At 30.8% G+C, this 21992-nt stretch carries 20 protein-coding genes; 2 read left to right on the top strand and 18 right to left on the bottom strand.

The window, feature by feature from the left end:
- Nucleotides 1–27: 27 nt before the first annotated feature.
- From miaA to HSX10_RS13620, 8 genes are all read right to left on the bottom strand, one after another.
- The gene (gene miaA, locus HSX10_RS13655) at nt 28–942 is read right to left on the bottom strand and encodes a tRNA (adenosine(37)-N6)-dimethylallyltransferase MiaA (RefSeq protein ID WP_173588791.1); all 915 of its coding nucleotides are present in this window, start codon (nt 940–942) and stop codon (nt 28–30) included.
- Between the two features lie 15 nt (nt 943–957).
- Nucleotides 958–1857 carry an ion transporter gene (locus HSX10_RS13650; protein ID WP_173588790.1) on the bottom strand — a complete coding sequence of 300 codons (900 nt, stop codon included), beginning with the start codon at nt 1855–1857 and terminating at the stop codon, nt 958–960.
- A 27-nt stretch (nt 1858–1884) separates the two neighbouring features.
- Entirely contained in the window at nt 1885–3831 is a 1947-nt protein-coding gene (locus HSX10_RS13645; protein WP_173588789.1) for a DUF3858 domain-containing protein, read from the bottom strand.
- Between the two features lie 5 nt (nt 3832–3836).
- Nucleotides 3837–5201, bottom strand: coding sequence for an exonuclease domain-containing protein (locus HSX10_RS13640; protein ID WP_173588897.1), 1365 nt, complete (start codon nt 5199–5201; stop codon nt 3837–3839).
- Nucleotides 5202–5222: 21 nt separating this feature from the next.
- On the bottom strand, nt 5223–5885 hold the full coding sequence (locus HSX10_RS13635) for a YggS family pyridoxal phosphate-dependent enzyme (RefSeq protein WP_173588788.1): 663 nt from the start codon (nt 5883–5885) through the stop codon (nt 5223–5225).
- A 21-nt stretch (nt 5886–5906) separates the two neighbouring features.
- On the bottom strand, nt 5907–7145 hold the full coding sequence (locus HSX10_RS13630; RefSeq protein ID WP_173588787.1) for a DUF1015 domain-containing protein: 1239 nt from the start codon (nt 7143–7145) through the stop codon (nt 5907–5909).
- 3 nt (nt 7146–7148) lie between these two features.
- Nucleotides 7149–8039 carry a 3-hydroxybutyryl-CoA dehydrogenase gene (locus HSX10_RS13625; protein ID WP_173588786.1) on the bottom strand — a complete coding sequence of 297 codons (891 nt, stop codon included), beginning with the start codon at nt 8037–8039 and terminating at the stop codon, nt 7149–7151.
- A gap of 180 nt (nt 8040–8219) precedes the next feature.
- Entirely contained in the window at nt 8220–9179 is a 960-nt protein-coding gene (locus HSX10_RS13620; RefSeq protein ID WP_173588896.1) for a Gfo/Idh/MocA family protein, read from the bottom strand.
- A gap of 230 nt (nt 9180–9409) precedes the next feature.
- Between HSX10_RS13620 and HSX10_RS13615 the strand changes: the two genes are divergently transcribed.
- A complete protein-coding gene (locus HSX10_RS13615) occupies nt 9410–10051 on the top strand; it encodes a protein-L-isoaspartate(D-aspartate) O-methyltransferase (protein WP_173588785.1) in 642 nt (213 codons plus the stop codon).
- A gap of 82 nt (nt 10052–10133) precedes the next feature.
- Here the strand turns inward: HSX10_RS13615 and HSX10_RS13610 are convergent, their stop codons facing one another.
- The 5 genes from HSX10_RS13610 to smpB form a co-directional block, all read right to left on the bottom strand.
- Nucleotides 10134–11150 (bottom strand): TQO small subunit DoxD, encoded by a 1017-nt coding sequence (locus HSX10_RS13610; protein WP_217363277.1) that lies wholly within the window; start codon nt 11148–11150, stop codon nt 10134–10136.
- 76 nt (nt 11151–11226) lie between these two features.
- The gene (locus HSX10_RS13605) at nt 11227–11610 is read right to left on the bottom strand and encodes a hypothetical protein (RefSeq protein ID WP_173588784.1); all 384 of its coding nucleotides are present in this window, start codon (nt 11608–11610) and stop codon (nt 11227–11229) included.
- Nucleotides 11611–11666: 56 nt separating this feature from the next.
- Nucleotides 11667–12188 carry a hypothetical protein gene (locus tag HSX10_RS13600; protein ID WP_173588783.1) on the bottom strand — a complete coding sequence of 174 codons (522 nt, stop codon included), beginning with the start codon at nt 12186–12188 and terminating at the stop codon, nt 11667–11669.
- 9 nt (nt 12189–12197) lie between these two features.
- Complete coding sequence (locus HSX10_RS13595; protein WP_173588782.1) at nt 12198–14666, bottom strand: DUF5686 and carboxypeptidase regulatory-like domain-containing protein; 2469 nt, start codon at nt 14664–14666, stop codon at nt 12198–12200.
- Between the two features lie 222 nt (nt 14667–14888).
- A complete protein-coding gene (smpB, locus tag HSX10_RS13590) occupies nt 14889–15344 on the bottom strand; it encodes an SsrA-binding protein SmpB (protein ID WP_173588781.1) in 456 nt (151 codons plus the stop codon).
- A gap of 175 nt (nt 15345–15519) precedes the next feature.
- Between smpB and HSX10_RS13585 the strand changes: the two genes are divergently transcribed.
- A complete protein-coding gene (locus HSX10_RS13585; RefSeq protein ID WP_173588780.1) occupies nt 15520–16311 on the top strand; it encodes a DUF6503 family protein in 792 nt (263 codons plus the stop codon).
- On the opposite strand, the gene HSX10_RS13580 is transcribed toward HSX10_RS13585, so the two are convergent.
- The 5 genes from HSX10_RS13580 to clpB all read right to left on the bottom strand — a co-directional run bounded on the left by HSX10_RS13580 (nt 16297) and on the right by clpB (nt 21754).
- Nucleotides 16297–16812, bottom strand: a complete 516-nt coding sequence (locus HSX10_RS13580; RefSeq protein ID WP_173588779.1) for a SixA phosphatase family protein — start codon at nt 16810–16812, stop codon at nt 16297–16299. The two genes, HSX10_RS13585 and HSX10_RS13580, sit on opposite strands and share 15 nt — an antisense overlap.
- Before the next feature lie 23 nt (nt 16813–16835).
- Complete coding sequence (gene deoD, locus HSX10_RS13575; RefSeq protein WP_173588778.1) at nt 16836–17534, bottom strand: purine-nucleoside phosphorylase; 699 nt, start codon at nt 17532–17534, stop codon at nt 16836–16838.
- 27 nt (nt 17535–17561) lie between these two features.
- On the bottom strand, nt 17562–18224 hold the full coding sequence (deoC, locus tag HSX10_RS13570) for a deoxyribose-phosphate aldolase (RefSeq protein ID WP_173588777.1): 663 nt from the start codon (nt 18222–18224) through the stop codon (nt 17562–17564).
- Nucleotides 18225–18645: 421 nt separating this feature from the next.
- Nucleotides 18646–19041, bottom strand: coding sequence for a hypothetical protein (locus HSX10_RS13565; protein ID WP_173588776.1), 396 nt, complete (start codon nt 19039–19041; stop codon nt 18646–18648).
- A gap of 106 nt (nt 19042–19147) precedes the next feature.
- Nucleotides 19148–21754 (bottom strand): ATP-dependent chaperone ClpB, encoded by a 2607-nt coding sequence (gene clpB, locus HSX10_RS13560; RefSeq protein ID WP_173588775.1) that lies wholly within the window; start codon nt 21752–21754, stop codon nt 19148–19150.
- Nucleotides 21755–21992: the final 238 nt, after the last annotated feature.

The raw sequence follows: 21992 nt of genomic DNA, 5'->3' as shown, positions 1-21992 counted from the left end.
AATCCAGCTCATTTTGAGCTGGATTTCTTATATCTGTTGGTTAATATACGAAACAATAGTATCTAAATCAGTTTCGTAATCAAACCATTTTATCGATTCGTCTTTTCTAAACCAGGTTAATTGTCGTTTTGCAAAACGTCTCGTATTTTTTTTAATTTCTGAAATTGCAAACTCTAAAGTTATATTCCCTTCTAAGTATTGAAACAATTCTTTATACCCTACAGTATTTAAAGCATTAAGATCTTTAAAAGGCAAAAGGCTTTTAGCTTCATCTAATAAACCATTTGCGATCATTATATCTACACGTTGATTAATTCTATCATAAATAATAGAACGTTCAGCATTTAAGCCAATTTGTATGGTTTTAAAATTGCGTTGTTTTTCTGGTCTTGTTAAAAATGAAGAATATGTTTTACCTGTACCAATACAAATTTCTAAAGCTCTAATAACACGCTTAGGGTTATCAATGGCTATTGTATTATAAGTTTCAATATCTAACGTTTCTAATTGTTTCTGTAAAGGAAGTAAACCCTCTGTTTCAAATCTCTTATTAAGTTCTATTCTAATCTTTGGATCTACTTCAGGAAAATAATCTAATCCATTGGTAACAGCTTTCACATATAATCCAGAACCACCAACCATAACAGCAAAAGTATGGTCTTTATGAAGTTTTTTAATTTTAGAAATAGCTTCACGCTCAAAATCTCCAACGTTAAAAGCATCGTTTATGGATTTATTTTGAATAAAATGATGTGTTGCTCCACTTAATTCTTCAGATGAAGGTACAGCGGTTCCGATAGTCATTTCTTTAAAAAACTGACGTGAATCTGCTGAAATAATTTCGGCATTATAATGTTGAGCAAGTTTAATACTTAGCGCTGTTTTACCAATTGCTGTTGGTCCAACAATAGAAATTATAAAGTTTGAAGGTGTTATCACCATATATAAGTTTGCAGTTTAAGGATGGAGTTCGTTTCCACAATTATAACAATATTCAGCATTATCTCGATGATTAGAAACATGACAATTTGAGCAATGTTGAGAATTTAAATGTACAATGATATCTTCTTTAGTTACATTTTGCTGTTGATTATTATGATGAGCGATTAAAGCTTCATTTTCTTCATCAGATTTTTTACCCGCTCTAACATACTCTGCAGAAACAATTCCTGTAGGTACAGCAATAATACCATAACCTAATATCATTATAAAAGAAGTGATTAACTGTCCGAGAGCCGTTTGAGGTGCAATATCACCAAAACCAACTGTAGTTAATGTTACAATACACCAATAAACACTTTTAGGTATATTATCAAAACCATTAGCTTCACCTTCTACTAAATACATAATAGTTCCGAAAATAACGGAAGTGATAATCACGGCAAATAAGAAAACTAAAATTTTAACACGACTGGCAACTAAAGATGCTTTTAGATGGTTTGAAGCACCTAAATAACGTGCTAATTTTAAAATTCTAAAAACTCTTAGTAATCGCAATGCTCTTAATGTTACCAAAGCCTGTGAGCCAACAAGCACAAATGATAAATACATTGGTATTGTAGATAATAAATCTATAATTCCGAAGAAACTAGTAACGTATTTAAGTGGTTTTTTTACAGAAATTATTCTTAAAATATATTCAATTGAGAATAAAACTGTAACAACCCATTCACATATGTATAAAAGTTGATGATATTCTCTATCAACACTAGCAATACTTTCTAGCATCACTAAAACAATGCTAAAAATGATAAATATTAAAAGTAGAATATCAAAAAGTTTACCAGAAGGCGTATCTGCTTCGTAGATAACTTCGTGAATTTTATGTTTCCATTTCTGTTTTTGTTGAGAATCCATAGGCATTAAAAGTACAAAAAAGTATCACTATTGATTTTCTAAAACAATTACTGTATTGTTTTGAAGTTCTACAACCTTATTCATAAATATTTTTAGATAAGGATAAGATTCTGGTAAATAAATTGGTTTATTAAATTTTATATTAAAATAAAGCGTTAATACATTATCGCTCAGATTTGTATTAAATAATATTCGTCCTCCATTATTAGGTAATGCATAATTTACAGAAGTAGGCATTTCTACAACTTTTAAATTATCATTCAGATCTATTTTTAATCTATAGTTAAAAGTGCTTTTGTAGCCAAAATCTATAGGGTATGTTCTTTCTTGTAATTGAAAAGGGTTCTTTTCAAAAAATTTTAAAATAAAGGGATTTAAATAAATTTTGTTCCCTATAATCTCAGGCTCCATAGAAAAATCTAAAGTTTCATTAAATTCCGACTTTGTTTTATCGTAATCAATAACTTTATGATCATTAATTTTAATATTAGTGTAATCGTCAATGGTATTCTCTTTATAGTTTAAAGAATCTTCATCAAACTGTTTTTTTTCTTTGTACGAATAATAACCTTTAGATTTACTTTTTATTCTTCCTATAAAATGGTCATCTTCATATGAAGATAACTCTATACTATGTGATTTAGCAGAGACATCATTAACAATGATAGGTTCCCAATAACTTCCATTATCAAAATCTATAAGTCTTCCATATTGATTTAAAGTTCTAAAAGGTAATTCTCCAAAAGAGATATAAGGATCAGTAGCATCTAAATAATAGTTTTCTTCATTTATTATAACTTTTAGTATTACATAGTTAAAGTCGCTAAGTACAGGATAAATTTTAGTAATTAAACCATTTTGTCTAGTCGATATTAAGATAGGGGATGCTTTGATACCTTCAATATTTAATAAATTTTCTAAGAGTAAATTAATTTCAAATGAACTTCCTACTTTCTCTTTATTTAACGTTTTTATTGAAACATCATACCTTTCAGATTTACCGTTCCATTTATAATTATCAAGAACAAATTGATAAATAGCTTTCGCTTTGGTAAGCTTATCTGAAATTAGAGAAATTGACTCTGGCAATATATTTTTTACAAGACTCTTTTTACTAATCTGTCTTCCAAAATCTCCATCTGTCTCTAATTCTTTATCAGCATCTTTCCATGTTTTGGCTATTTTGTTAACCACACCATCAAAGCCACGAAAAACACTTAGTTCATATTCTATTCTAGAAATATAATTTAATTCTGTAGTGGCATAATCTTCCAACTTATAGGCGGGTATATCCTTCATCACATATTTAGAAATCCCACAGTCAGAATACCCGTTAAGTCCCACTTCTAAACATCTTTTTTCTAAACTAACATCATTGGTTTCTAAAGGAACACCACCAACTAGTTTTACATGATATTCATAATTACCAGGAATACTAGTATTGTATTCGCTGTACATCACAGGATCTGGTCCTTGGAAATACCACGGCTGATATTTAGACATAAACCTAGATTGTGTTTCATATCTAACAGTTAAAACACTCCCTACTTTTACTTGTGGCAAAACAAACTTTACTAGAGTATACTTTTCGTTTTCTTCTTTAAAAATTGCGTCTTTAGATAAATGACTTTTAACAATTTTACCGTTAACTAAATTGTAGGTCGTAGCACTAATGTTTTCAATTTTTTCTTCAGAGGATTTTCCTTTATAGAGTTTAATTTCAAATTGGCCTCGTTCTATTCCTTCTGGTCTTAAAATTTTTATTTTTTTTTGATTTTGTACTCTAAGCCAAAATGTATTTTTATCCACAAAACTTTTACCATAATCGTATATAACTAGAGCATTTGCAGTCGAGTCTTTACTGTAAGAGGTTAGTTCTAAATCACTTTTAAAAACAGACATAGCAGTATTATATTCTTGAGAAAAACCAATAATACATATAAAAAATACAACTATACACAATCTTAATTTCATAAAATCTAATTTAAATCTACTATTTTTAACCTTTTATTACGTCTCATATAATTTTGAATAATATGCTGTGCATCTCTATTATTTTCCATAGGAGTGATAATTGAAGATAAAATGGCTCTATTATTTATTTGATGATTTAAATCAAAGAACCCCATACCTTTAAAAATACCATTTTCAATTAAAAACACAGTTTTTTCTTCAATAGTTCGTCCTTTATCAATGATAAGCATGTCTTTATTCTGGTAACTGAATTTTTCAATTAACTCTTGTACACGCTTATTGTAAGAATCTGCAGATTCTTCATTAACACAAGCACCTTGGCATTCTTTTACATCATATTTAAAACAGTTTGTTTTTGTAGTGTATAAGCCTGTTAATTTCTGACAAAGGTTATAAGTATCAACAGCTTTAAATAAAAAGTTTTTAGCACTTAATCTTGTGGTGAATGTTGTAATAGGCATTTCTTCACTATCAGATGTGTCAATCTTTAGATTGATATAACCATTTTGGTCGGTAAACTGATATAAAGCATGTGTAAAAATACTTTTGCGTAATGCTCTATTAAAAATAGGTTTATTAGCTTTAATTTCAGCACTTTCTTTTAGAAGAGCAGCTAATTCACTTCCTGTTTTTTCGTAAGTAACGGTGCTTACAAATTTTTGAAGTTTCTTAGATTTTGAATTTGTACCCGTAAAATGTTGAATAATTCTTTTTCTAATATTATTACTTTTTCCAATATAAATAATTTCACCATCGGCATTGTGAATGTAGTAAACACCAGTATCTGCAGGGAGTTTATCAATGATATCTTTTAAATTAGTTGAAATTTTAGATTTCTGTTCAACTTTAATAGCATTCTTTACAATTACCTTATCTAAATCTTTATCGAGTAGCATTTTAAACAACTTTACGGTTGCCATTGCATCTCCATTAGCGCGGTGTCTATCACTAATAGGTATACCTAAAGAGCGTGTTAGTTTACCTAAACTATAAGAAGGCATATCTGGAATTAGTTGTTGAGAAAGCTCTACAGTACAAAGCGTTTTTCGTTTAAAAGGAAACCCTAAGCGTTTAAATTCAGTCTTTAAAATTCTATAATCAAATGAAGAATTATGAGCGACTATGATGCAATCTTCAGTGATTTCTACAATGCGTTTTGCAACCTCATAAAATTTGGGTGCATTCTTAAGCATACTTGAGTTTATGCCTGTTAAATTGACTACAAAGGGCTGAATTTCGCGCTCTGGATTAACTAAAGATATAAATTGATCGGTAACCTCATGACCGTCATAGCGGTAAATTGCAATTTCTGTAATTCCCTCTTCATTAAATTTTCCGCCGGTGGTTTCTATGTCTACTATTGCGTAAATAACGTTGTATTATTAAGTAAGTTAATTATTATAATTTCTAGTTCCAAAAATACTGCTTCCAACACGGACCATAGTACTACCATTTTTTATTGCCAACTGGTAATCTCCACTCATACCCATACTTATTGTTTTAAGTTCGGAATGAAAAGCTCTTAGTTCTGTAAAAGTATTTTTTAAGAATTGAAATTCTTTTTCAACCTGTTTAAGGTCATCTGTAAATGTAGCCATTCCCATGAGACCAACAATGTGAATATTCTTTAAATTTAAAAATTCTTCAGATTGTAGTAGAGTAGAAGCATCACTTGCAGACATTCCAAATTTGCTATCCTCTTCAGCAATTTTAATTTGAAATAAACAGTTTATAGTTCTGCCGTATTTTTCGGCTTGTTTATTAATTTCATTGAGTAGCTTAAAACTATCTACACCGTGAATTAAATCTACAAATTCAGCCATATATTTTACCTTATTTCGCTGAACATGACCAATCATATGCCATTCTATATCTTTTGGCATTTCTTCGTGTTTCTCAGCCATTTCTTGGATTTTATTTTCTCCAAAAATGCGTTGCCCTGCATTATAAGCTTCCATTAAATCACTTACAGGTTTTGTTTTCGAAACGGCCACTAAAGTAACGTGTTCTGGTAAAGTAGATTTTATATGATTTAAGTTGTCTATGATACTCATTTCAATAATTTATTAAATTGTTCAATATTCATATATGGTTATTCCACTTCGTAATTTTGGTAAAATATAGGTGCTTTTTGGAGGCATGGTTAAACCTTCGTCTGCTATTTGCTTCATCTGGTTTACATTTGAAGGAGGCATGCCAAAACCAACTTTAAATTCGCCACTATCTACACTGCTTTTAATGGTTATCATTTCGTGTTGACCATTAACGTACGAAATTCTATTATCGTTACGTAAATCTTCAATACCTAAAATAGGCTGAAGAATGGTTTTAAATAATATTTGAGCATCTAATTCATCTAAAGCGGTATGAAACTGATAAGCTGATTTTCTTAAAAATAAAGAATAAAACTCACCGTCTAAATACATACTAAATTGATGTGCATCTTTTGGGTGATATGGAATATTGCCTCTGTTTTCAATACGAAATGTTTCATCTAGCTGAATTAAAAAAGCTTCTTTGGTTAAGCCGTTCAAGTCTTTAATTAATCGATTAAATTCTTGGATAACCAATTCAGATTCCGGAATTAAATACGACATAAAGAAGTTGTAAGACTCACTACCATTATGATTAGGATTCTTTGCCTTTTCATCTTTATATAACAGGTAAGAGGATGCAGATCTATGATGACCATCGGCGATATAAATGGTTTTCATTTTATTGAATTCCTCTTCAATAATAGCAATAGTGTTTTCATTATCTACTTTCCATAAATAATGAGTATCTCTGTAGGTCATTGTAAATTCAAACTCAGCATAACCCTTTTGTGTTTCCTTTATAATTTCAGAAATAACAGCATTATCAGGATAGGTAAGTAAAACTGGTTCTGCATTAAATCCAACAGTTTGGATATAAGTTTTAAAGGTTTCTTCGCGTTTAGCAATGGTATCTTCATGCTTTTTTATGACATCCTTTTCGTAATCTTCAGCACTTGTCGCGGCAATGATTCCGTTAAATTCATGACCATGTCTGTTAACTATTTTATAAATATAAAATGAAGGCTTTTCATCTTGAATAAAAATTCCATCTTCCTTAAATTCAGAATAACGATTCTTCACTAAACGATAACGCTCTTTCCCTGTAACTTCCTGATCATATTTATAACCAGGATTTACAATATGAAGAAAACTAAAAGGGTTATACGCCATCCTCGTTTTTCGTTCATTTAAAGTATAACTCTGATAAGGGCGTGCGGCAACAAGGCCAACAATAGCTCTTGTTGGTTTTACAGCTTTAAATGGAATTATTTTTGCCATTTTTTACTTAGAAAACTGTTTAGAAACTACTTCAGCTTTTCTGCTTTCAGCATAATCATAAAAACCTTCACCAGATTTTACACCTAGTTTTCCAGCCATAACCATATTAACTAATAAAGGACATGGTGCATATTTAGGGTTTTTAAAACCATCGTACATCACATTTAAAATAGACAAACAAACATCTAAACCAATAAAATCTGCAAGTTGTAAAGGTCCCATTGGGTGTGCCATTCCTAATTTCATAACCGTGTCAATTTCTTCAACACCAGCAACACCATTGTAAAGTGTTTCAATAGATTCGTTAATCATTGGCATTAAAATACGATTGGCAACAAAACCAGGATAATCATTAACTTCCGTTGGCACTTTACCTAGAGTTTTAGATAACTCCATAATCGTTGTTGTAACGGCATCGTTTGTACTGTAGCCTCTTATTATTTCTACCAACTTCATAATTGGCACAGGATTCATAAAATGCATTCCAATAACCTTTTCGGGTCTAGAAGTGACTGCTCCAATTTGTGTGATAGAAATTGAAGACGTGTTAGTCGCTAAAATAGTATGCTCACTACATACAGCATCGAGTTGTTTAAATATTTTTAGTTTTAAATCTAAATTTTCTGTTGCGGCTTCAACGACTAAATCAGCATTTTTAACACCTTCCTCAGTATTTATAAATGTTGAAATATTCCCTAAAGTTTCAGTCTTATCAGCTTCAGTTATTTTTTCTTTAGCAACCATACGATCCAAATTACGGGCAATGGTATCCATACCTCGTTTTAATGAAGCATCGCTAATATCAATAAGGTTGACTTTAAATCCAGATTGTGCAAATGTATGAGCAATTCCATTACCCATAGTTCCTGCACCTATTACAGCTATATTTTTCATAAATAAAAAAGCCCAAATTAGCCTTCCTAGAGCGAAGGAATTCTTACGTGGGCAAAATAAGAATTTTGTTAATGCTCAGTTTATATTAAAGATGAGCGTTTATTTAGTTGAAATTATATTTGAAACGAGATTCCTTTTTATAATTTAAAAAAGAATCTCGTTTAGTATAAGTAAGTTGAATTAAAACTGATTAATAATCATGTTTGCAACACGTAAAGCTTCAGTTCCATCGTGAAGTGTAACAACTGGTTTTGTGTTGTTTTTAACGGCTTCAGCAAAAGTTTCTAATTCATCTAAAATGGCGTTATTATTTGCTATTTCAGGATTATCAAAATAGATTTGTTTCTTAATACCTTCAGCATTTTGAAGAATCATATCGAAATCACCAGGACTTTCTGGAGCATCTTTCATTTTTACAACCTCACATTTCTTTTCTAAAAAGTCTACAGAGATATAAGCGTCCTTTTGAAAGAAACGAGTTTTACGCATGTTCTTTAATGAAATTCTACTTGCTGTTAAATTTGCAACACAGCCATTTTTAAATTCAATACGTGCATTAGCAATATCTGGTGTTTCGCTTACCACAGAAACACCACTCGCAGAAATATGTTTCACTGTAGATTGTACCACGCTTAGTATAATATCTATATCATGTATCATTAAATCTAAAACAACTGGGACATCTGTACCACGAGGATTAAATTCAGCAAGTCTATGACATTCAATAAACATCGGATCTTTAATCTGATCTTTAACACCTGTAAAAGCAGGATTAAAACGTTCTACATGTCCTACTTGACCTTTAACGCCATGTTCTGCAACTAAGGCTCTAAGGGTTTCAGCTTCTTCAACCGTATTTGTAATCGGTTTTTCTATAAATACATGCTTGCCTTTTTTAATAGCTTGTTTTGCACAATCGTAATGTGATAGAGTAGGCGTTACAATATCTACAACATCTACAGCATTTATTAAGTCGTCAATAGAATCGAAATATTTGTAACCAAATTCCTCAACCACACGTTTTGCATTTTCAGCATCTGCGTCGTAAAAACCAACAAGATCATATTTGTTAGATTGATTGAGCAATCTCAAATGAATTTTACCAAGGTGACCAGCACCAAGAACACCAGCTTTGAGCATATTTTCTGTTTTTAACAAAAATAGGCGTTTTCGCTCAGAAATTGAAATAAGAAAATATAAATTCCTGTGAAATTGATAATCATCAATAGGAGAGCATCTGTCTAAGTTGTTATACCTAATATTGATAGGAATTATGAAGCAATTTTAGGAGTTTAGTTTTTGTAATTTGAACTTTTAGAGGTTGTATTTTGCCTTTCTTTACTTTATTTTAGCGGAAACTAAACTACGCTTTGAAAGATACATTTAAGCATCATGGGATGCGCCAGCAACTTGTTGAAATCCTCATCAATAAAGACATTAAAGATAAAAACGTTTTAAAAGCCATTGGTAAAATTCCGAGACATTTGTTTATGGATTCTGGGTTTATTGACCATGCGTATCAAGATAAAGCGTTTCCTATTGCTGCAGATCAAACCATTTCTCAACCTTATACTGTAGCTTTTCAATCTGAATTATTACAAATAACTCCTGAAGATAAAGTTTTAGAAATAGGAACAGGTAGTGGTTACCAAACTGCAGTACTTTTAGAACTTGGCGCTAAAGTTTATAGTATTGAACGCCAAAAAGAGCTTTACAAAAAAACCTCTACATTTCTACCTAAAATTGGTTACAGAGCTAAGCAACTTATATTTGGTGATGGTTATAAAGGATTGCCAGAAGAGGCACCATTTCAAAGTATTATTGTTACAGCAGGTGCGCCGTATGTACCAAATCCATTATTGAGCCAATTGGCAATTGGTGGCCGTTTAGTGATTCCTGTTGGAGATAAAGTGCAAGTTATGACCTTGTTTATTAGAAAAGGGCCTAAAGAATTTGAAAAGCACGAATTTGGTGATTTTAGATTTGTACCTATGCTAGAAGACAAAAATTAAGAGATAGAGACTAACTTTATTTTTATATTAAACTCCTAAAAATGTAACTTATAATTACAGTTTTAGGAGTTCTTTTTTTTAACTAGTTTTTAGTAATTTTATGCTCCCAACTTACGCCACTAATATCTGTCATTTTTAAAGTGTATTGACCACTAGGTAAATTCTGAATTTCAGAATCATTAAAATTCATCTTTGCTTTTGTACCTAACGGAACAATTAAACTGTGTTTTCCTGGTTTAATTTTCGCGATGTAATAATTAGCAATGTTCTGTTTGGTTAAGGCAGCTAATTTATCTTGAGTATAGTTTAAAATAACTTTTTCTTCTGAATCTTTAAGCTCTAGACCAATAATCCATGCGCCATAAACATCTACACCTTCAACCCTAAAGACATCAAAAGAAAGGTTTGTATTCGTTATTTCTCCTGCTGTAATTTCAAGTTTAGGTTTTACAGATTTATTATGTAAAGTTCCCCAAAGACCACCGTGAAACACTTGATTGGTAAATAACGTTAACCCTAAGATGAAAAATGAACCAATAATAACAACTTTTGAAAAAATACCATCTCTAATAGGAAGTAATCCTGAACCTAACCAAGCAAATCTTTTCTTTTTAGTGATAGATGCATTTTTAGTCATTAAATAATTATCTAATGAAAATCGTCCACTTCCTGTTAGGAATAAGACAAATCCTGTGGCAATACCAAGCACACCAATCTGCCATTCGTCTAAGCAAGTTGTACCAATCCATCCTGAACCAAGAAGAATGCCCATTGCCAATCCAAAGACGCCAATACTCATTAATCTTGTAAATAACCCGAAGATTATAAAAAGTCCAACAATTCCTTCAATAATAGTAAATGCAACCATATTGTACCAAAGGATATCTGGGTTTTCAACTAGATATTGAATAATTGGTTTTATGCCTAAGGCATTTGGAAGGAAGTGATTAAATTTTACGCCAATATAACCAGCAATTTCAGGATCTAATTTATCAGCTAAAATGGTACGTCTAAAGAATGCTGAAAAGTATGTCCAACCAACAACCATACGAAGTGCAAGGGCAAGAAAACCCGAGTCGTTTTTAATATTTAAATTCATTATGTATATCTATAAAAAGTAATTAATAATTTTCTACTAGCAGAGATTGCTAGGTTTTAAGTCTGAAGAAAATTAATTATAGATATGCTTTGTTATTTTGATAGAGAATATAGTAAGGTGCTAAAGGCGGAATTTCTCCTCTAGCACTATAATTTTGAGATATTTGTTTTTTTGAAGATGCAATTACAGAAGTATTAAAAATTGATTTTTTAGATAATACTGCCTGAGAAATCTGAAGGTTATTATAAGATTTAGAAATAACAATTTCTGCATCTATAGAAACATCACAAACTCTATTTTTTAAAGATGAAATGCTTTTGTTAGAAACCTCCGTTGTAGGGAGTTCAAAAATATTTTGAAATGAATTTCTAACCTTACAAGGTGAAAATACCAACAACAGAACTAACCCTATAATAGATAGGGCAGAAGTTGCTTGTTTTATGTGGTTAGGTATTTTCATTTCACAAATATGAAGATTCGTTTTTTTAAATTTTCAAAAAAAGTGTTAATTGATGTTTATTCCTTCTTTCGTAAATGTGGTTTAGGCATCGGTTTATTCTTTGATTCTTGTGCCCAATACAAATTGATTATCCACCAACGAGTTCCGTCATTAAACAGTTGTATGCTGTTAACACCTTTTAAAAAAGGTGTTTCATCACCTTTAGTTTTATAAGACTCATAACTACTAAACACGTGTGTAATACTCCCAAAAGTTTCTACAGTTCTTTGAGTCTCTTTTTGGTAAAATCCATTTCTATCAAACCAATTACCAGACGTTGTAATATATTCATCTGATGACATATAACGAACCGCTTTTTTACCTTCACTTGAAGTGCCTGCCGGAATTAATTTAGCATTATTATGAAATAAATGTTTAAATAAAACCCAATCACGTTTAACCCCTTTTTCACCAGAAACTACAGTATATAACGTTGCAATAGTGCTATCTAAAGTTGCTACGTTTGCAGAATAATCTTTTTTCTCTTGGGCAAATAAACCTATAGAAAATAGGCTTATTATAAATACAATTTTTTTCATAATGTAAAATTAAAAGAATTTCAAACCAAATACAATGGCATCACTCTGAAATCCGTTTTGATAAGAACGAAGATAATCAACTCTTAAGAATTTCCATTTACCCCAACCAATATTATCTATACCAATAGAATATTCTTGATAAGGTTTAAAATCTGGCTTAGCTAAAAGGTGTGCTCCAACAACTAAATTAAAATTCAGCTTGTTAAGTAATGGTAGTTTTCCGAGTAAAAAACCATTAAAATCGTGTTCTATATGCCCTTCAAAATAAGTATCGTTTGTACTTGCAGAATAATAATCTAAATTATTAAAAACATTGGTATAATTACCTTCTGTACTTACATGAGTAAGATTACCATTAAAGTGTTGGTAGTCCATAAATGCAATATTTTCAGCATTAAAAAACGTTCCTGATTTTAAATTATAGATTAAACGCCCTTTATCTTTTACATTGAAAGCTTGTGTAAGACTTGCTTTAATTTGGCTAAAATTATAATCGCTATTTGTTGCACCAAAACCTGTTTCGTAACCTAAGTAAAGTGTTGGGTAATCATCATTACTCACGTTATATTTAGCGTCAGGATAACTTAAATACTCTTGTCCAAAATTAATACGGGCATCAACGTTTCCTTTAATAATATTATGAGTTTGAAATGTAGCAACACCAAAGGCAGTTTCATTTAAAGGATTATTGCTTGTGTAAGCATCATTTTCATCATTAAAAAAGGTTTGATCTGTAGTATTAAAAAGTGTTTTTCGTCTTTCGTAACTTAGTCCGGCATATAACCTAAATCCATTAAAAAGCTCTTCAGAATAATTTAATGCTACAAAACTTTTATCATATAACTTTATGTAATTATCTTCAAAAAACAGGGTGCTAACGGAGTTAATGATTGGTTTAATGGGATTAAAAGGGCTAAATTGTTCAGCTGAAACACCACCAGATAACATTAAAAACGAATTACTAATGCTATTAAATTTATAAACTAATGAACCTTTTGCACGTAAGCGATCGTCTGAAACCCCATATTGAATATCTCCATTAACTCTAAAGTAACGGTTATAGTCATCATAATTTTTTGAATAGAATACATTAGCATTTGCAGTATAACCTTGAACCGTATTAAATTGAACTGCACTAAGAATTGGGATGTTGAATCCTAAGCGATAATCTTTATGAGAGTTTTGATAAGTATAACCAAGTATGTTTCCTACTTTAAATTTATTTCTTACTGCATCTATAGAATCTAAGTATGGTTTAGACTCACGTAAAGTCTGTATACTGTCTTTTTTTGTATAATCTGTACGCTCTTCATAAGTAAGAGGAACAGGTCTTATAGCATTCCAAAATAACGAATCTTTTTTATTGGCTTCTTTTTCATAAGAAACGATTTCTCTGGTAAAATCTTTTCTAGTAAGTCCGGTATTAAATTCATAATTACTATAAACAGCTGTAAAACGACCTTCGCCTATAATACCTAAAAGCGCATATTTAAGATCCATACTTTGTGATATAACAGCCCAAATATCATTGGCTTCAGAATAAGAAAAACTTTGCTGTAAAGAAATAATATCTACCATTGGGATTTTGGCTTGAGACCCTGATATATCTAATTCAACAGCATAAATATCCCATTGATCTTCTATAATATAAATAAAACCAGAAAAAACAGGATCGTTTTTACGTTTCGGAATCACTTTTATTTTATTAATAAGGTTTCCTCTATCGTCATAAAACATACCTTCAAGCTTATATTTATAATAACCAAAAGCGTTATTTGCAATAGGTGAAATAATTTCGTTACCCAAGCTAATTGTGCTTTTGTAGAAATTATAATCAACATCTAAAGCGCTATTAAAACTAAAGCCATTACTATCTCCACTAACTTTTGAAGCCGTAATTTTTTCTTTTAACTTATCAGGATTCAAAAATTGAATTTTAGAAATTGTTTCTGATAAATAAATAATCCCACTACGTGTAGAATCTAATGCACCACCTAAATCACCGATGTCTTGACCCATTATTTTTTTGGGAGCATCAACAATTTTAAGCAATCCTCTTGAGTAGAAATCGGCTTTAAAGGATTCTATTTTTGCCAGATTAGCTTCTCTATTAGCTATGGCTTGACGCATAATGTCGTTTGCCGGATCGTTTTCTGAATTAACAACAACTTCATTTAAAGAAACAGATTCTTCAACTAGAGACATATCTAATTGATATGGAAACTTAGTAATGTTTACTTCCTGTTTTACCGTTTTATAACCTAAATAGCTAAAAACAATAGTGTATGTTTTTGGTGTCGAAATATTTAACTCATAATAACCATCGTCATTACTTGTTGTCCCTTTATAGGTGTTTTCTATCAAAATATTTACAAACGGAAGTGGCTCATTGTTTTGATCTGTAATATTTCCTTTTATTTGAGCGGAAACAAGTGTGGTAAAAACAAGAAAAAGAATACTGAGTAGTTGTTTTTGCATAGTGTTATGTTGATTGATGAATTTTATAGAAACGTTAAGGCACGAATCATTCTGATGAGAGCATCAAAAGTTATGCCTTAAAAATATCTAATTTAAATTAATCCTTAATATCATGAATAAGGACTTTATAAATATAGACGAAAGTTTAAAGCAAATGGTTGCCTGAGTTAAATAAAACTTAGGCTAATATAAAATGTGGAGTTGTGAAAGAATTGTAAATTCTTAGAAATTTTTCTTAACGCGGTCTAAATCTCTTTTGTTATCACGATCTTTAATCGTTTCGCGTTTATCGTAGAGTTTCTTACCTTTTCCTAGTGCAATAACAAGTTTAGCTAAGCCTCTGTCGTTAAGAAATAAACGCATTGGTATAATGGCGTTTCCTTTGATATTAACTTCTTTTTCGAGCTTTTTTAATTCTTTTTTATTCAATAATAATTTACGCTCAGCCTTTGCTTTATGATTGTAATAACTACCAAATTTGTACTCTTCAACCGTCATATTAATAACAAAGAGTTCGCCTCGCTCATTAAACTCGCAAAAACCTTCAGCAATGGAAGCCTGACCAGATCTAATAGATTTGATCTCTGTACCAGAGAGTACAATACCTGCTGTGTATTTGTCCAAAATTTCATATTGAAACTTGGCTTTTCTATTGAGTATGTTAATGTTCTTTTGCATGGACGGCAAAGATAAGAAAGTAAGTTTGAAGTTTGAAGCTAGAAGTAAACAAAAATTTAAGATCTAAATCGTTTGCTTATCTCACAGATTATATTCCTTTAAGTCGATTTTGTGATATTTCTGTAATCAAATCTTTAATTTTGCGACATAACTATTCATAAAAAGAATATTTAAGATGAAGAATTACCTTTTACTTATCAGTTTTGTAGCCATTTTTGCTTGTAAGAATGAAAATTCAAAATTAGAAAACACTAAAGTTATTGAAACAACTAAAAAGACCTTAACGGCTAACGATATTATTGATGAATCTATTGCTGTTTCTGGTGGTGAGCGTTTTACAAGTTCTAGTCTTAAGTTTGAATTTAGAGATGTCTATTACCAAGCATTACGTAAAAATCACGAATATTTACTCGTTAGATTAACAGTAAAAGATAATGATTCTATATTCGATATGTTAAGTAATGTCGGGTACGAACGCTATAATAACTCAGAATTTGTTCAACTTGAAGATTCTATAGCACAAGCATATGAGGCTTCAGTTAATTCTGTGCATTACTTTTCTGTATTACCATATGGGTTAAATGACAAAGCTGTTAATAAATCTTTATTAGGAAGCGAAAAAATAAAGAATAAAGATTATTATAAAATAAAAGTCACTTTTGATCAAGATGGTGGAGGAGAAGATTTTGATGATCAATATATATACTGGATAAATAAAGAAACATTTAAGTTAGAATATTTAGCGTATTCTTACGCTGAAGAAAAGGGTATAGGAATGCGTTTTAGAGAAGCTTACAATGAACGTTACCGTGGTGGATTAAGGTTTGTAGATTATAATAATTATAAAACAGGAGACAACCAGACTATTGCATTAGAAAATTTAGGAAAAGCTTTTGAAGCCGATAAGCTAGAATTACTTTCTAAAATTGAACTTAAAAATGTAAAAGTAGAATTAGTTAACAACTGATACTTTAGATCTTTTGGTGTCTTTTGTTAATGTAACCAGGTATAGATTCGCATTATTATCGTCAGCAATATCATCATATTTTTCTTCGCCTAATAATTCATTTACAAACTTAGGCGTTGTATTACTATGACCAACAATAAGAACTGTTTTACCTTTTGTTTTTTCTAAAAATGCCTCAATCTTTAAATCAGATGGATCATAAATTTGAAGCTCTATATTTTTAGACTTTACAGTTGGCATTACAGTTTGCTTAGTTCTGTTATAATCTGTAGAATAGATAGCATCAAAGTCTATATCTTTAAAATGCTTAGCCCAATTATCAGCACGTTTTAAACCTTCATTTGTTAAATTAGGGTTTCTGTTAGTGTTATCTGAACGGTCTTTTTCAGCATGTCTAATTAAATAGTATGTAGATATTTCATCGCTTTGTTTTTCTGATTTTTCTTTACAAGATGCAAATATGAAGAAAGAGAAAAAAGTAATTAGAATGAGATGTTTCATGTTGAAATTTTAAATGATGTATATTAAGCTAATTCTAAAGCCACTTCAATCATACCTTTAAAAGTCGTTTCGCGTTCTTTACTTGTAGTCGTTTCGTTTGAAACTAAAGAATCAGAAATAGTTAATATTGCTAATGCATTTACTTTATGTTTAGCAGCAACAGTATATAAACCTGCAGCTTCCATTTCTACACATAGCACACCAAATTTAGACCATTTTTTAAAGGATTCTTTATCGTCTTCGTAAAATTCATCTGATGATAAAACATTACCAGCTTTAACCGGAATATTTTTAGCTTTAGCAGCGTTAATAGCTTTCATAAATAAACCAAAATCAGCAGTAGGAGCGTAGCCTGCACCACCAAAACGTAATTCATTTATACCAGAAGTAGAAGAGGCAGACATCGCCAGAACAATATCTCTAATTTTTACATCTTTCTGATACGAACCAGCGCTACCAACTCTAATAAGGTTTTTTACACCATATTCTGTAATAAGTTCGTTAGCGTAAATAGATATGCTAGGCACTCCCATACCAGTTCCCATTGTAGAAATACGTTTTCCTTTATAAGTTCCGGTATAACCATACATGCCTCTAATTTCATTGAAGCAAACTGGGTTTTTAAAAAAAGTTTCAGCAATCCATTTAGCTCTCAAAGGATCTCCTGGTAATAAAATTGTTTCTGCGATTTCGCCTTTTTTGGCTCCTATATGTACACTCATGTAACAAAGTTAAGCAAAGTGTTTTAATTAATATACAGCCTTTGAAGGTATATTATTCATCATAGCAACTCCTGCAGAAACACCAAGTCTATCGACTCCAATAGCAATATATTTTTGAGCTGTTTCAGCATCTCTAATTCCACCTGAAGCTTTTATTTTTAACTGATCTCTTACGGTTTTACGCATAATTTTCACAGCTGTAAGTGTTGCTCCACTTTTAGAGAATCCGGTTGATGTTTTAACAAAATCAGCTTTTGCATCAATACAGATTTCACAAGCTTTTACGATTTCATTTTTAGAAAGTTCACTTATTTCAAGAATAACTTTAAGTGTAATGTTACCAATAGCTTTTTTAACATTGCTAATGTCTTTTAATACTGCAAGGTGATTTTTACTCTTAAGTCTTCCTATATTTATCACCATATCGATTTCTGTAGCACCTTGATCTATAGCGTGTTTGGCTTCAAATATTTTTGCTTCTGTAGACATTGCTCCGAGTGGAAAACCAATAACAGAACAGATTTTTACATCAGATTTACCCAAAGCTTGTTTAGCAAGTAAAACATTACTGCTGTTTACACATACAGAATAAAAATTGTATTTTAAAGCTTCATCACAAAGTTGTAAAATTTCTGCTTCAGTAGCAGAGGCACTTAATAAAGTGTGGTCTATGTATCTATTTAAATTCATTGATCAAATAAGTAGGGTTATTATATAAATTTTTTAATGCAATTTTATCTACAAGTAGATGGGGGATTGCAAAATAGTTATAAAACGTTTGAGGGGTTTGGGTTAAATAGTTCGACAAAGTTAAGTGTTTTACCGATAAAAAGCGTGTTTTATTTTAGTTTTTAACATCAATTTATTCAATAAAGTTGTTAATAAAAATATAACCTGTTTATTTTAAGTAGAATAAATTGATGTTTTCTTAAGAAATATTTCTTAATATAATAATATTAGAAATGTTATTTTTATTACCGATAATAATGATTTACCTTACTAAGTATTTCACGTTTATTTGAGTAACGTTTTAAAATTGAATTAAGTATTTATCATAGTCGAAATTTCAATATGCACTTTTTGATATATAATTTATCTAAAAAAATAAATGTTAACATCTGTTTATTTCAGCTTGCTTAATTAAAAATATATCATCTGACCAGAACATAGCTTCATCAATTGTATTAAAAATCTTATAAGCTTTATTAAAAAAATGTTTTTCTTTAGTATTCTTGTTTACAATTTTGTCGGTAGTAACAACAGCAAAAGCGATAAGGTTATTTATTCCTTTAATTTCAGTATAATCTGAGGGATTTATTGAATCCGAAAAAACTCTATTTGTGATATAAACAAACGGTTTATTGTAATAATACTTATGAATTATATTTTGCATTAAATCGTTAAAATAAGGTTCTACATGGACACCTTCTTTAATTTGGTCGATAATATAATTATCAAATAAAAAAATCTCTGAAATGTCTAAATTATAATATCTAACTGCTTTCATAACTATTTGTTTTTAAATTATTTATGTTAATAAAAATACAAAAAAAAGCAATACATTTAAAAATATTTGAATGTATTGCTTTAAACGATCTTATAACCTTAGTTTATTAGAGCTCTTCAGCAACCAAATTACCTTGATTTCTAAAGACTAATTGTCCATCAAACGCATCTAGCAGAATAATACTATCTGTTGTTACTTTTCCAGATAATATTTCTTTACTTAATTCATTTAAAACGTCTTTTTGTATCACACGTTTTACTGGTCTTGCACCATATTCTGGGTTATAACCTTTATCAGCTAAATAACTTACGGCTTCTGGTGTAGCATCAAACGTAATTCCTTGCTTAGCGATCATTTTAGTGATCCCTTTTAATTGTAGACCTACAATGTCTATGATATTACCTTTAGACAAAGGCGTAAACATTATAGTATCATCTATACGATTTAAGAACTCTGGTCTCACGGTTTGTTTTAACAAGGCTAAAACATCCACTTTGGCAGCTTCAATGGCTGAAGGAATATCTTTAGTCGCTTCAAAACGCTCTTGTATAATCTGACTTCCCATGTTTGAAGTCATGATAATAATAGTGTTTTTAAAGTCTGCTACACGACCTTTATTGTCTGTTAAACGTCCTTCATCTAATACTTGTAATAAGATATTGAAGGTATCTGGATGCGCTTTTTCAATTTCATCTAATAAGACTACAGAATAAGGTTTTCTACGTACGGCTTCGGTTAATTGTCCACCTTCGTCATAACCAACGTATCCCGGAGGCGCTCCTACCAATCTACTTACAGCATGACGTTCTTGATATTCGCTCATATCAATACGCGTCATAGCATTTTCGTCATTAAATAGATATTCTGCCAAGGCTTTCGCTAACTCTGTTTTACCAACACCTGTGGTTCCTAAGAAAAGGAAGGTTCCTACGGGTTTATTTGGGTTTTGAAGTCCTGCTCTAGAACGACGTACAGCATCACTAACAGCTTCAATAGCTTCTTCTTGTCCTACTACACGTTTGTGCAATTCATCTTCTAATTTTAGTAATTTTTCACGATCACTTTGAAGCATTTTAGTTACCGGAATTCCTGTCCATTTAGCAATTACATCTGCAATATCTTCATAAGTCACTTCTTCTTTAATTAAAGAGGTGTCTTGTTGTGCGTCTAATTCTTTTTGGAATTTTTCCAATTGCTCATTGGCTTCTTTTATTTTTCCATAGCGTATTTCTGCAACTTTTCCATAATCTCCATCACGTTCTGCACGTTCTGCTTCCGCTTTAAAGTTTTCAATTTCTTGTTTTATATTCTGAACGTTTTCTACAACTTCCTTGTCAGATTTCCATTTGGCACTAAGCTCATTACGTTCTTCTTTAAGATTTGCTAAATCAGCTTTTAAACTTTTTAGTTTAGTTTCATCTTTTTCACGTTTAATAGCCTCGTGTTCAATTTCTAATTGCATTATTTTACGATCAAGAACATCTAACTCTTCGGGTTTAGAATTAATTTCCATTCGTAATTTAGCTGCAGCTTCATCCATTAAATCAATAGCTTTATCTGGAAGAAAACGGTTAGTAATATAACGTTCCGATAATTCTACAGCGCCTATAATTGCTTCATCTTTGATTCGTACTTTATGGTGTGCTTCGTACTTTTCTTTAATCCCTCTAAGGATCGATATCGCACTTTCTGTATCAGGCTCGTTAACAATTACTTTCTGAAAACGTCGCTCTAAAGCTTTGTCTTGCTCAAAATATTTTTGATATTCATCTAAAGTGGTTGCTCCAATGGCTCTTAATTCGCCACGCGCTAAAGCGGGTTTTAAAATGTTTGCGGCATCCATAGCTCCTTGACCACCACCTGCGCCAACAAGCGTGTGAATCTCATCAATAAATAATACAATGTCTCCATTACTTTCGGTTACTTCTTTGATGACGGCTTTTAATCGTTCTTCAAATTCACCTTTGTATTTAGCCCCAGCAATTAACGATCCCATATCTAAGGCAAAAATTTGTTTGTCTTTAAGATTTTCAGGAATATCACCATCTATAATTCTATGTGCTAAACCTTCTGCAATTGCTGTTTTACCTGTTCCTGGTTCTCCAACTAAAATCGGATTGTTTTTTGTTCTACGGGATAAAATTTGAAGGATTCTTCTAATTTCTTCATCACGACCAATAACCGGATCTAATTTGCCATCTCGAGCTAACTGGTTTAAGTTTTTTGCATACTTATTTAAAGAGTTATAAGTTTCTTCTTGACTTTGAGAAGTCACTCGATCTCCTTTTCTTAATTCGTCAATAGAAGCTTGTAAGCCTTTTTCAGTTACACCTTGATCTTTTAATATTTGAGCAATTTTACTTTTAGATTTAAAAATAGCTAATATTAAATGTTCAATAGATACAAAGTCATCATTCATCTTTTTAGCGATAACAGATGCTTCGTTTAAAGTTTTACTTGCTTCACGAGAAAGCATAATATCTCCGCCTGAAACTTTAGGAAAACTTTCGAGTTCTTTGTCCAATACTTGTTCTAGCATGGATACATTAACATTCAACTTTTTTAAGAGGAATGGTAATACGTTTTCATCAACATTGAAAAGTGCTTTAAAAACATGTTCATTTTCTATTTGCTGATGACCAAAACCTTGAGCTAGCTGCTGCGCTTGCTGTATGGCTTCTTGCGATTTAATAGTGTAATTATTAAAATTCATCTTTATAGTGCCTACAAAAAGTAGGTATCTTATTTATGTTCAACTTAATTTATTCACTAATACTGCTGTTTAAATATTTTTAAATTGAAACTATTTATACTTTAGTATTGTGCAACACCTTTATGATTTATAACTGTGTTTGACTATCTTTAGACAAATATCTTACCAATATAAATTTGTAAGAAATAAGTGACAAATAGTCTGTTTTGATTATTTTTTAAATGACTTTTTGACACTG

It is taken from the genome of Winogradskyella undariae (assembly GCF_013285155.1).
Lineage (GTDB): Bacteria > Bacteroidota > Bacteroidia > Flavobacteriales > Flavobacteriaceae > Winogradskyella > Winogradskyella undariae.
Note: the sequence above shows the minus strand (reverse complement) of the source record. Positions and strands in the feature narration are given on the sequence as shown.